Source organism: Tepidibacter thalassicus DSM 15285 (assembly GCF_900129915.1).
Classification (GTDB): domain Bacteria; phylum Bacillota; class Clostridia; order Peptostreptococcales; family Peptostreptococcaceae; genus Tepidibacter; species Tepidibacter thalassicus.
Window position 1 is genome coordinate 23292 of the sequence record NZ_FQXH01000020.1, and the last position, 12533, is coordinate 35824.

The 12533-nt window shown below is 28.8% G+C and carries 12 protein-coding genes; 8 read left to right on the plus strand and 4 right to left on the minus strand.

Annotated elements, in window-relative coordinates; translation table 11 throughout:
- Positions 1-11 precede the first annotated feature (11 nt).
- The 4 genes from rsmA (at position 12) to BUA19_RS08625 (ending at position 4904) form a co-directional block, all read left to right on the plus strand.
- A complete protein-coding gene (gene rsmA, locus BUA19_RS08610) occupies positions 12-881 on the plus strand; it encodes a 16S rRNA (adenine(1518)-N(6)/adenine(1519)-N(6))-dimethyltransferase RsmA (protein ID WP_143145413.1) in 870 nt (289 codons plus the stop codon).
- Between the two features lie 78 nt (positions 882-959).
- The gene (locus BUA19_RS08615; protein WP_072725645.1) at positions 960-2060 is read left to right on the plus strand and encodes a hypothetical protein; all 1101 of its coding nucleotides are present in this window, start codon (positions 960-962) and stop codon (positions 2058-2060) included.
- A 383-nt stretch (positions 2061-2443) separates the two neighbouring features.
- A complete protein-coding gene (locus BUA19_RS08620; protein ID WP_072725647.1) occupies positions 2444-3355 on the plus strand; it encodes a cation diffusion facilitator family transporter in 912 nt (303 codons plus the stop codon).
- An 88-nt stretch (positions 3356-3443) separates the two neighbouring features.
- On the plus strand, positions 3444-4904 hold the full coding sequence (locus BUA19_RS08625) for an aminotransferase class I/II-fold pyridoxal phosphate-dependent enzyme (RefSeq protein ID WP_330389058.1): 1461 nt from the start codon (positions 3444-3446) through the stop codon (positions 4902-4904).
- Positions 4905-4918: 14 nt separating this feature from the next.
- On the opposite strand, the gene BUA19_RS08630 is transcribed toward BUA19_RS08625, so the two are convergent.
- The 3 genes from BUA19_RS08630 to BUA19_RS08640 form a co-directional block, all read right to left on the minus strand.
- The gene (locus tag BUA19_RS08630; RefSeq protein WP_072725649.1) at positions 4919-5254 is read right to left on the minus strand and encodes a hypothetical protein; all 336 of its coding nucleotides are present in this window, start codon (positions 5252-5254) and stop codon (positions 4919-4921) included.
- Positions 5255-5263: 9 nt separating this feature from the next.
- Positions 5264-5590: a PqqD family protein gene (locus BUA19_RS08635; protein WP_084602014.1), complete on the minus strand. Its 327-nt coding sequence runs from the start codon at positions 5588-5590 to the stop codon at positions 5264-5266.
- Between the two features lie 302 nt (positions 5591-5892).
- On the minus strand, positions 5893-7860 hold the full coding sequence (locus tag BUA19_RS08640; RefSeq protein ID WP_072725652.1) for an OPT family oligopeptide transporter: 1968 nt from the start codon (positions 7858-7860) through the stop codon (positions 5893-5895).
- 326 nt (positions 7861-8186) lie between these two features.
- Here BUA19_RS08640 and BUA19_RS08645 point away from each other — a divergent pair, with 326 nt between their 5' ends.
- Complete coding sequence (locus BUA19_RS08645) at positions 8187-9245, plus strand: hypothetical protein (RefSeq protein WP_072725654.1); 1059 nt, start codon at positions 8187-8189, stop codon at positions 9243-9245.
- Between the two features lie 18 nt (positions 9246-9263).
- Here BUA19_RS08645 and murC read toward each other — a convergent pair whose 3' ends face one another.
- Positions 9264-10619 (minus strand): UDP-N-acetylmuramate--L-alanine ligase, encoded by a 1356-nt coding sequence (gene murC, locus BUA19_RS08650; RefSeq protein ID WP_072725656.1) that lies wholly within the window; start codon positions 10617-10619, stop codon positions 9264-9266.
- A 152-nt stretch (positions 10620-10771) separates the two neighbouring features.
- On the opposite strand from murC, the gene purR reads away from it, so the two are divergent.
- From purR to tnpA, 3 genes are all read left to right on the plus strand, one after another.
- Positions 10772-11593 (plus strand): pur operon repressor, encoded by an 822-nt coding sequence (purR, locus tag BUA19_RS08655; RefSeq protein WP_072725657.1) that lies wholly within the window; start codon positions 10772-10774, stop codon positions 11591-11593.
- Between the two features lie 126 nt (positions 11594-11719).
- Positions 11720-11998 (plus strand): septation regulator SpoVG, encoded by a 279-nt coding sequence (spoVG, locus tag BUA19_RS08660; RefSeq protein ID WP_072725659.1) that lies wholly within the window; start codon positions 11720-11722, stop codon positions 11996-11998.
- 143 nt (positions 11999-12141) lie between these two features.
- Positions 12142-12533: IS200/IS605 family transposase (tnpA, locus tag BUA19_RS08665; protein WP_084602015.1), on the plus strand; the 392-nt coding region annotated here is incomplete at its 3' end.

Below are 12533 nucleotides of genomic sequence, written 5' to 3' on the forward strand. Positions count from 1 at the left end.
GAGACGATATTATGGAAAAACTTTCTTCGCCTAAAATTACAAAAGAGATTGTTCAAAAATACAATTTTAAATTTTCAAAATCGTTAGGGCAAAATTTTTTAATAGATGCTAATATAATAAATAGGATAATTGAAGGAGCGAGAATAAGTGATGGAGATTATGTAATAGAAGTAGGACCTGGTATTGGTACTTTAACAAGAGAGATATCGAATATAGCAAAAAAAGTAGTAGCTGTTGAAATAGATAAAAATTTAATACCAATACTTAAAGATACTTTAGGAGATCGGGATAATATAGAAGTTATAAATGAAGATATACTAAAGGTAGATGTAAATAAGCTAGTTGAAGAAAAATTAAACGGGGGACCTGTAAAGTTAGTTGCAAATCTTCCTTATTACATAACAACTCCTATAATTATGAAATTTTTAGAAGAAGATGTACCTGTAAGTGATATTGTAGTTATGGTTCAAAAAGAAGTAGCAGATAGAATGAAGGCAAATCCTTCAACTAAGGATTATGGAGCTTTGTCTGTTGCAGTTCAATACTACTGTGATGTTGATATAATAACTAAAGTTCCAAAAACTTTGTTTATACCTCAACCGAATGTAGAATCTACTGTAATAGCACTTAGAACACATAAAAGTCCAAAATACAATTTAAAAGATAAAAGTTTATTTTTTAAAGTAGTTAAAGCTTCTTTTGCAAAAAGAAGAAAAACTATTTTAAATGCATTGAGTTCATATGACCTTAAATTAAGTAAAGAAGAAATTAAAGATGTATTAAAAGAAGCTGGCATTGATGAAAAAAGAAGAGGAGAAACACTTTCAATAGATGAATTTGCACACTTATCTAATATAATTTACGAAAAAGTACTTCCTTAAGTTTAATAGGAAGTACTTTTTTTTTGCTTAATGACATATATGTTATAATATAGATTTATTTTAAATGGGGGGGTAATAATGAAAAGAAGGTATAGAAGAGATTATATTATTTTAGAATCAAAAGATTCATCTTTTAAATTAAAAGAAAAAACTTCACCTAAAGCATTTGCAAAAATAGAAATGAGAGATGATAGAGCAAATCTTATGCTTTATGTTGAAAATGTTAAATACATTAGGGGAGGATATAGGGTAGTAATAGTAGAAGATGATTTAACTGTTAAAGATGTGGGTAGAGTATTAGTAGATGAAAGCGGAAAAGGTGAATTTAAAATTAGCTTTAATGAACAAAATTTAGATATTAAGGCAGTGGCATTGACTTATGAGAAAAAAATACCTCTAATTGGATTTAAAGGGAAAAAAGTTCAAGATTATGAGAGTATAATATTTGCAGAAGAATACACAGCAGAAGAAAATGTAGAAGAAGAAAATATAGAAGATGATGTAGATGAATTGGAAATAGATGATGATTTATATCAAGAAGATATTATAGAAGATAATTTAGATGAGCCTGATTTGGAGATAGAGGAAGAATTGCCAAGAAAAGAAGAAGAAGTAATTGTGCTAAATATAGATAAAAAAGAGGAAAAAAAAAACGAAGAAAAAAAAGAAGAGGAATATTTAAAAGAAGAAAAAGAAGAAAAGATAAAAGTAGAAAATATACAAGAAGACATATCGAGAAATTACAATTATAATAAAGAGAAGATGTATTTTGTTCCACGAAAACTCAAAAAGTTTTTAAAGAGATATAGAGAGATAAAACCATTTATTGAGGAAATAGAATATACTAGATGGTGGAAAATAGATATAAGTCCTATTAGTATGTGTGGATATGTCATGCCTTATTTAGGATATGTAAATTATATAAATTGTATTTTATATTCTGATATTACGTCTTTATCTTATAAATACAGACACTATATATTTGGAATTAAATACGGTGAAGATGGAAAGAGAAAATATTATATATACGGAATACCTGGGAAAAAAAATGAACAGCCAGATGAAGGGGATACAGGATTTTGCCATTTTGTTCCTTGTAGTAATAGAAGGGATGATTATGGATATTGGCTTTGCTTTATAGACTGTAAAAGCAGATTAATAGCAGTAGCTGAAGAATAAAATTTTTAAACCTCATATTATTATAATATGGGGTTTTTGTTTTTTAGAATTGTAGAAAGAGTGGTATAATAATTTAAATGAAAATTAATAGGTAATTGCAAAACTCATTAAATTAAAAAGTTTTTAAAAGAAATATAAAAGAATGTTCATTTCAGATAACTTTTGAAAAAACTAAACTTTATGTAATGAAAAATCCTAAACCTTCAAAACTCACTTCGTTCAAACATTGAAGGTTTTTAACAAATTTTTCATTACATTTCAGTAAGTTTTTTTACAAAAGTTATCATAGGCATTCACTTATCTTTATATATTTCTTTTTTAGAAAAATAATGGATTTAGGGGTTTTGTAATTGATTATAAAAATTAATTTATGGAGGAGATATATGGAAAGATATGATGAGTCTACAAATGTAACAATAAAATCAATAATTATAAATGTTATTTTATCAATTATAAAGGTAATAGCAGGTATTGTAGGAAATTCAAGTGCTATGATTGCAGATGGTATTCATTCAGCATCTGATATTGTGACATCTTTGGGAGTGTTGATTGGAAATTTTATATCTAAAAAACCTCATGATAAAGAGCATAACTACGGTCATGAAAGAGCAGAGACACTGATGGCTTTTGTTTTGTCATTAGTACTTATTGTAGTTGGGTTTGAAATAGGGTTTAATTCTTTAAAGCTTTTATTTAATCTAGAAAAAGTAAAAACTCCAACGATTCTTCCTTTAATTATAGGTTTTGTATCTATAATATTCAAAGAATATCAGTACTATATAACTATTAAAGTTGCAAATAAAATAAATTCACCTTCTTTAAAAGCTGATGCGTGGCATCATAGGTCTGATTCACTTTCAACTGTAGGAGCTTTGATTGGTATTGCAGGATCTATGCTCGGATTTAAAATTTTAGACCCAATAGCGGGAACTTTGGTTTCTCTATTTGTATTAAAAGTAGGATTAGATATTTTAAAAATATCTGCAAATGAATTGATGGATTATTCAATAGAGAAAGAAGATGAACAGAAGTTGATTAATTTAGCTCTTAATACAAATGGAGTTTATAATGTAAAAAGTTTAAAAAGCAGACGCCATGGCGCAATGGCATATGTAGATTTAATAATATGTGTAGATAGTGAAATTAGCGTATATGAAGGACATGAAATAGCACATAATGTAGAGGAGAAGATAATTAGAGAAATAGAAAAGATAAAAGGTGTAACTGTTCACGTAGAGCCTAGAAATAATAACTGTAAAATATGTAAATCTAACAAAAAAAATATTGATTTTTAGCAGTAAATATTATAAATTAAAATCAGTAAGTTTCTTAAAAATAATTTTAAAGTTTACAAATGTGAAACAAGAGGAGATGAGAATATAATTGAAAAGATTAAATCAAAATATGACTCCTTTATTTACTGCTCTAAAAGAGTATCATAGCAAAAATGTGATACCTTTTGATGTTCCTGGACACAAGCATGGAGTTGGACTTTCTGAATTTAGAGATTTTGTTGGAAGTAGAGTTTTAGAAATAGATGTAAACTCTATGAAATGTCTAGATAACCTATGCAATCCAATAGGAGTAATAAAAGATGCTCAAGAGCTTGCAGCTGATGCTTATTGGGCAGACCATGCGTATTTTATAGTAAATGGAACGACAGCTGCCGTTCAAGCTATGATTATGAGTGCGTGTGAACCGGGAGATAAAATAATAATTCCTAGAAATGCTCATAAATCAGCTACATCTGCGATAATACTAAGTGGGGCAATACCAGTCTATATACAGCCTGAAATAAATGAGGAATTGGGAATTGCCATGGGAGTTTCAGTAGAAGAAGTAGAAAGAGCAATAGGAAAACATCCTGACGCTAAAGCTATATTTTTAATAAACCCAACTTACTACGGTGTAGCTTCAGATTTAGCTTCTATAGTTAAAATAGCTCATAGAAATGGAATTTCTGTTTTAGTAGACGAAGCACATGGAGCTCATATGAACTTCCATGAAGACATTCCAGATAGTGCTATGAAGGTAGGAGCTGATATGGCAGCAGTTAGTATGCATAAAACAGGTGGTTCACTAACTCAAAGCTCAATTCTCCTTTTGAGAGATGGGATAATAGATCATAATCATGTTAAAACTACAATAAATCTCACTCAATCCACATCAGCATCATACCTTTTAATGAGTTCTTTAGATGTAGCTAGAAAACAATTAGCTACAAAAGGAGAAGAAATACTAGATAATATATTGAATTTAACTAGAGAAGCTAGAAAAAAGATAAACGAAATAGAAGGATTATATGCTTTTTCTAAAGAACTTATAGGAACAAGTGGAGTTTATGATTTTGATGAAACAAAGTTAGGAGTAAATGTGAGAAAAATAGGTCTTACTGGATATGAAGTATACGATATATTAAGAGATGAATATAACATACAAATAGAACTTGCTGATATGTACAATATACTTGCAATAGTAAGTATTGGAGATACCAAGAAAAGCTTAGACGCACTAGTCGATGCATTAGCTGATATAGCTAAAAAATACAAAAGAGATGAAGAAATAAAACTCAAAAAGAGTATTCTTCAAAATCCTGATCTTATAGTATCTCCAAGAGATGCGTACTATTCAAGTAAACGTGTTGTTCCTTTAGATGAAGCTGTGGGAGAAATAAGTGGAGAATCAATAATGGTATATCCACCGGGAATACCATTAGTAGTTCCAGGAGAAAGAATAACAAAAGATATGGTAGAATATGTGAAGATTTTAAAAGAAGAAGAATGTCAACTTCAAGGAACTCAAGACCCTTATGTAGACTATATAAATGTATTGGGAAGTGCATAAAAAAAGGAGAAGAGTTATGCTTTATAGTATACTCTTTCTCCTTTTTCTATTTTAGTAATTACCAACCTTTCATCGACCATATTTTGCATCAATGTAGATGCAAATTTATCTATATTTTTTATATTTAAAACGCCTTTTATAGTTTTGATTTTTATAGATTTACATATATTTTTAACTTCGTAAAAAGATAGTTTTTTATTTTTTTCGAGGGATTTTAATACTTTATTTTTAGATTTCTTTAGAAGTTTCATTTGCCAATCATAAGGCAAATATTGAGCTCTTTTATATCCCCATAAAAATATAAATGAAAAAGATATAGTGAATAAAATAGTACCGATTAGAAATTTCATAGAACACACCTACTTTTTAAACGTTATAAAATCGTTATTATTTAGCATTTGAATGTATTTTGCAAGTCTTTCATATATAAAATCAGTATCATTTAAATGTTCTATTAATATATTTCCTATTTTTTCGATTGAATTTTTACCATTTATATTTTTCCATACTAAAGAGCCTATTTCATCTAAATCGACAGTTGTTTTTTTAGGAGTATTAAATGCTTTTTGCATAAGTTTATCAACAAATCCATCTCTTTTTATAATTATACTTATAAGACCATTTTCATTTTCTACCCATGTGTATTTTTCGTTTTTTACAGGTATAAAATCAAGTAAATTATTCAATATTTATTTCCTCCTTTAATTAATATACCATAAAAAAGAAATATACAAAGATAAGTGAATGACTCTGATAACTTTTGTAAAAAAACTTACTGAGATGTAATGAAAAATCTGTTAAAAACCTTCAATGTTTGAACGAAGTGAGTTTTGAAGGTTTAGGATTTTTCATTAACATAAAGTTTAGTTTTTTCAAAAGTTATCTGGAATGAATGTTCTTTTATATTTCTTTTTGAAGATTTTTTAATTTAATGAGTTTTATAATTGTTTCAAGAATTATACCCCTAATAATTATTAGGGGTACAATCTTATTCATCTATTTTAACTTTTCTAATTACAGCAGTGTAATACAGAAGTACTGCCATAAGCATGAACATAACAAGTGATAAAGTACTTCCACCTATTTGTGCTATATTTCCTCCTATAGCGATAATTTCAGAAAGTTTCTTTTCTCCAACTTTTATTACTGCAAATATAGCGAGAAGAACTCCCATTAAAGCATCTCCAGCAACCATACCAGATGATAATAATACTCCAGATTCTCTTCTTATATCTCCTTCATGTCCAGAGAATTTTTTATCTACAATACCTCTTATAAATCCTCCTATAATAGCAGGAGTTGATAAGTGTATAGGTAAATATAAACCTACTGCAAATGGAAGAACAGGAAGCCCTATCATTTCAGCCATGGCACCAATACCCATACCTATAAATATTAAATTCCAAGGAAGACTTCCTGTCATAACTCCCTTAACAACCATAGACATAAGGTTAGCTTGAGGAGCTGGAAGATCTTGTGAACCTATTTGATAAGCTGAAGTTAAAAGCTTGATAACAAATCCTATAGCAATAGCAGCTGCTACAGTACCTATTATTTCACCAATTTGTTGTTTTTTAGGAGTAGCACCAAGCAAATGACCAGTTTTTAAATCTTGTGCCATATCTCCTGTAACTGCTGCAGCTATACAAACAATGACACCGACAGATAAAGCTGCAACCATTCCTGCTTCTCCAGCGTATCCAACGCTTTTTAATATCAAACAAGTAGCTAAAAGAGTAGCTATTGTCATACCAGATACAGGGTTATTTGAAGTCATACCTGTCATTCTAGCAGCAACAGGTACAAAAAAGAATGAGAACACTATAGCAAGTGTGGCTCTTAAAATACCAAATTTAAGAGGTGGAACAAAAGCTATAAATACAAATATAATTGCAATCATTATAAATACTATACCCATATTCATATCTGTATCAGTTCTAAGTGATGAATTGTTTTTTGAAGTTTTAGTTAAATTAGCAAATCCTAAAGAGAAAGATTTAATCATAACAGGGAGTATTTTAATAAATCCCCAAATACCTCCAAATACAACTGCGCCAGCACCTATATATCTTATGTATGATGACCAAATATCCCAGTGATCCATTTGAGAAATTAAAACAGTTCCAGGATACAATGGAGCAGAAGCATTTGCACCTATTAATTTTATTAAAGGAATAAGTCCAATCCAACCAAGAACTGCACCAGCAAGCATTATAGCAGAAATTTTTGGACCCATTATAAATCCAAGTCCTAAAAGAGAAGGATAAGCGTCAATACCTACTACAGCACCGTCAAATCCAGGAATAGTCCACTCTGGTTCTTCGTGCCAAAGTTGAAGTCCTTTCATTAAAAATGCGTAAACAGCTGAAATACCTCCACCTACAAATAGAAGTTTAGCGTTTTCCCCTCCGGATTCACCAGCTACTATTACCTCAGCACAAGCTGTACCATCTGGAAATGGTAGATTACCATGTTCTTCAACAGTTAAATATCTTCTAAGAGGAAGTAAAAAACAAATACCTAAAAGTCCTCCACATAGAGCCATGGCAGAAACTTCAATTAAGCTAACTTCCATTCCCCAAACTATTAAAGCAGGAATTGTAAAAATAACACCAGCTGCTAAAGATTCTCCAGCAGAACCTATAGTTTGACACATGTTATTTTCAAGAACATTACCTCTTTGTAAAACTCCCCTTAGTATTGCCATGGAAGCAACTGCCGCAGGAACAGAAGCACCTACAGTTTGACCAAGTCTTAAACCCAAGTATGCATTTGCAGCACCAAATACAATAGATAAAACAATACCTATAATAATTGAAGTTAAGGTAAGTTCGGGCAGTACAGTAGATGCACTTATGTACGGTTTATATTCCGTTCCAGGTATTTTTTGATAGGCTCCTGGATCAAGCCCCTTTCTTTTTTTAGATTCGGCTAAATTTGTCGCTGATTGAGCCATAAAAATCCCCCTTTCGAAAAATGCAAACTATATAAAGTAATTTAATTATACATAAAAATTTTTTTTATAGCCATATAATACTGTATATTCATAAGATTGTGAATATTTAAAAAATAAATATTTGACAAAAAAAAGAAATTTTGCAAAAAACAAAAATCATATACAATTAATTACATGTCGTAAAAAGGACAAAAATTAAGATAAAAGCAAAAAAATTGAAGTATACAAAATTGATATGTTAACGTTTGCTAAAAATATTAAGAAAATTTAACATTTTTAAATTGAAATTCATCTGTGATATAATTTAGAACAAAGAGGTGATGATTATGGATAAAAAAGTTATCAAATCACTTATGGTAATTGGACTGTTGATTTTTATAATAAGCTTTTTTATAACGAGTTTTACGACAAAGGAATCGGATAAAGCAGAGGAAACTATAAGTACAAATACAAAAAAAATTTCATTAATCGATGAACTTAAAAGACAAGGAAATATACAAATATCTAATGAAAATCTAAAATACATAACTGTAGAAGATGAATTTTTGGATAATTTTAAGTATTATTTGCGAAAAGCTGAAAAATTAGATAAAAACGTAGATTTTAAATGTAAATTCAAAGGGAGAGCAAAAGATATAGAATTTTTTACAGATTTTAATTACTTAAAAATAAGTCAAAACAAGAGGAGTGAGTACTATAAATTTCCTTCTAATGATAAAAAAAATATAGAAAAATTATTCGATAAAGAGATATATACAGCATTTGATGCCGTTAAAAATTATGAAAATTGGAATACTGTAGTAGTAGAGTACAGTGGCAAGAAGAAAGAAATAAGCGATTTAAAGAAATTTAATGAACAAATAAATAAAAAAAGAAAAATAAGTCAGTATCAAGCAACTAAAATAGCAGATGAAGCAGAAGAAAATTTTTATATAACAGTTAAAACTGATAATTACGAATTTTATATTCAGACAATAGGAAGAAATGCAATTGGGGTGTACTACAAAGATTATAAATCTTACTATGAAATAGATAGAGATTTTTACAACTATTTATGCGATATATGTTTTGTAGCAAAGAAAAAAAATAAAGAAAAATCGGAGTATGATTGGGTAGAAAATATACAAGTAAAAGATATTGTAAACAATATAGAGGAAACTTTTGAAAAAGAACAAAAAGACGACATATTAAATTCCCTATTTAATGACGATATCAAGGAAGTAAAATTTGATAAATACGAAGTAAAAAGATACATATTGAGATTAAATGGAAAAGGCAATAGTGAAGAAATTGTAATCTATGAGAACTATGTAAAAAAGGGTGGTAAATACTACAAAATAAAAAATGCAGATTTAATAATAGATTCATTCTTAAATGTACCTTAATAAAAATGAGGCATAAATTTATGCCTCATTTAGTATTATATCTGCTATTTTAAATACGTTTCCAGCTCCAGCAGTTATAACTACATCGCTTTTATTTACATTGTCGCAGATGTATTTTGCTATATCGTTAAATGATTTGATGTATAGAGCATCTACATTATTTTCATTTAATTTATCTGCAAGTTGTGATGAATGAATTATTCCCGTATCTTTTTCTCTAGCAGCATAAATATCTGTGATTATAACTTTGTCTGCATCGAAGAATGAATTAGAAAATTCATCTAATAGTGCATAAGTTCTAGTGTAAGTATGAGGTTGAAATATACACCAAAGTTTTCCTTTGCATATATTTTTAGCAGCGGATAATGTAGCTTTGATTTCTGTTGGATGGTGAGCATAATCATCTATTATAACTGCATCTTTATATTTTCCTTTGTATTCAAATCTCCTTCCAACACCAGTATATCTACTTATATTGGATTTAATTTTATCAATAGGTATATTTGAAATTATACCAACAGTTATAGCTGCAGTTGCATTGTATATATTGTGGATACCGGGAATTGAAAGTTTAAATTCACCTAAATCTTTTCCTTTGAATTTAAGTGAAAAGATGCCATGGCCCATTTCGTTGAATTTGATATTTTTAATTACGACATCGTTATTTTCATTTTGACCGTATTTTATAATATTTGTGTTGATATCAGATATAATATCTAGACAGTTTTTATCATCTCCGTTTACAATAAAATATCCATCTTTAGGAAGGAGTTTTCCAAATTTATTAAAAGAACTTTTAATATCATCGAGATTTGAAAAATAATCTAGATGATCTGCTTCTATATTCAAAACCACCGAAATTTTTGGATTGAATTCTAAAAAACTATTTACGTATTCACAAGCTTCTGTAATAAAGTTTTCGGATTTTCCTATTTTTGTATTTCCGCCGATATCTTTTAAATGACCGCCTACAAGTATAGTAGGGTCAAGATTTGAAAGTTCGAATAACAGAGAAATCATAGAAGTAGTACTTGTTTTTCCGTGAGTTCCAGCAATAGCTATTGAGTTTTTATAGTCCTTCATGAGTTCACCCAAAAATTTTGCTCTAGACATGATTTTTATATTTTTATTTTTGGCTTCTACAAATTCTTCGTTATCTTCACTTATAGCTGCTGTATATACTATTAAATCTATATCATTCGTTATATTTTCTTTTTTATGACCGATATTAATATTGGCACCCTGTTTTTTTAGACTATCGATTACTTTAGAATATTGAACGTCTGAGCCTGATACTGTATATCCTTTACTTAGACATATTTTAGCCAGGGCACTCATATTTATTCCACCGATTCCTATAAAATATATGTGCATGTCAAAAATCTCTCCTTATTAATTAATATTGTGATATAATTAAATGATGTTTTAAATTTATTTGAAAATTTACACCTATTATAATTAATATGAATAAAATATAGACTTTATTATACCATAATAATAATTATTATTAAAACAGGAGGTTTAAAATGAAGTTTAAGAGAACTGAAAGAATGGGAGCTATAGTTAAGATACTTTCAGATAATCCCAATAAAGTATTTACTTTGAGTTTTTTTACACAAAAATTTAATGCTGCAAAATCAACTATAAGTGAAGATATATTAGTAGTAAAGAACGTATTTGAAAAATTGAATTTAGGTAAAGTAATTACAATAGCAGGAGCTGCTGGAGGAGTTAAGTATATTCCTAAAATATCTGATGAAGACAATGAAAATTTTTTAAAAGAGCTTTGTGAGAAAATAAATGATCCATCGAGAATACTACCGGGAGGATTTTTATATTTAATAGATTTAATATATAATCCAGAGATTTCTTTTAAAATAGGAAAAATATTTGCTTCATATATAGATTATAGCGAAGCTGATTATGTAGTTACAATAGAAACTAAGGGAATTCCAATGGCTTTAATGGCAGCAAAAGCAATGAACCTTCCGCTAGTTATAATAAGAAAGGATACTAAAGTATCTGAAGGATCATCACTCAATATAACTTATATGTCTGGAAGCAAAAAAACAGTTCAAACTATGACTTTACCTAGAAAAGCATTAAAGGAAGGATCTAAAGTTATATTGATAGATGATTTTATGAGAGGTGGGGGAACTCTTAAGGGAATGGAAGATTTAATGCGAGAATTCAATGCTCAAGTCATAGGTAAAGGAGTGTTGATTTCAACATCTACTCCTGAAGAAAAACTAGTTGAAGATTATATATATCTTTTAGATTTAAAAGAAGTAGATGAAAAGAAAAACACAATCAAAATAGAACCCAATAAAAATTTTATAGTAACGTAAAATCCACGATTTTAAAGATCGTGGATTTTTTTTTAAAACTTAGAAGGAAATTGAAATTTGTCATAGAATATATTACCATAGAATATATTAACATAATTACCAGCGGTATAAAGGAGTGTGAATATTTTGGAAATAACAGATGTTAGGGTGAGAAAGATTACAGAAGATGGTAAGATGAAAGGGATTGTTTCTGTAACTTTTGATAATTTATTTGTAGTACATGATATAAAAATAATAGAAGGTCAAAATGGACTTTTTATAGCTATGCCTAGCAGAAAAATATCAGAGGGAGAATTTAGAGATATAGCTCATCCTATAAATTCTCAAATGAGACAAATGCTTCAAGATCAAATATTAAAAGCATATGAAGAAGCTTTAATGCATATGGAAGTTGCCATGGAATAAAATAGGAATGACGATTTTAACACGATTAGCAGAAGTCTCCCATCCTCTATAGGTGGGAGATGAATGCGTAAACACAACTTGCTTCTATTATTTTTTTGTGCTAAAATAAAGTTGGTAGTAAATAATAGAAATGAGTGATAGTAATGAAATTAGATACAAACAATCATTCAGTATTCTTATTACATTATCATCTTGTATTAGTTATAAAATACAGAAGAGAAGTAATAAATGATGATATAAGCAATAGACTAAAAGATATATTTGAGAAAATAAGTCCAAATTATAATATAACTATCCAAGAATGGGAACATGACAAAAACCATGTTCATGTATTATTCAAAGCACATCCAAATAGTGAATTATCAAAATTTATAAATGCTTATAAAAGTGCGAGTAGTAGACTTATAAAAAAAGAGTTTCCTCAAATAAAGAAAAAGTTATGGAAAGAATATTTTTGGTCAAGAAGTTACTGCTTACTTACAACAGGTGGTGCACCTATAGAAGTAATAAAGAAATATATTCAGAGTCAAGGTGA

Bases quoted from the DNA above. Each gene is read 5' to 3' on its own strand.
- rsmA (WP_143145413.1), top strand. From the start codon at position 12: ATGGAAAAACTTTCTTCGCCTAAAATTACAAAAGAGATTGTTCAAAAA.
- BUA19_RS08615 (WP_072725645.1), top strand. From the start codon at position 960: ATGAAAAGAAGGTATAGAAGAGATTATATTATTTTAGAATCAAAAGAT.
- BUA19_RS08620 (WP_072725647.1), top strand. From the start codon at position 2,444: ATGGAAAGATATGATGAGTCTACAAATGTAACAATAAAATCAATAATT.
- BUA19_RS08630 (WP_072725649.1), bottom strand. From the start codon at position 5,254: ATGAAATTTCTAATCGGTACTATTTTATTCACTATATCTTTTTCATTT.
- BUA19_RS08640 (WP_072725652.1), bottom strand. From the start codon at position 7,860: ATGGCTCAATCAGCGACAAATTTAGCCGAATCTAAAAAAAGAAAGGGG.
- BUA19_RS08645 (WP_072725654.1), top strand. From the start codon at position 8,187: ATGGATAAAAAAGTTATCAAATCACTTATGGTAATTGGACTGTTGATT.
- murC (WP_072725656.1), bottom strand. From the start codon at position 10,619: ATGCACATATATTTTATAGGAATCGGTGGAATAAATATGAGTGCCCTG.
- purR (WP_072725657.1), top strand. From the start codon at position 10,772: ATGAAGTTTAAGAGAACTGAAAGAATGGGAGCTATAGTTAAGATACTT.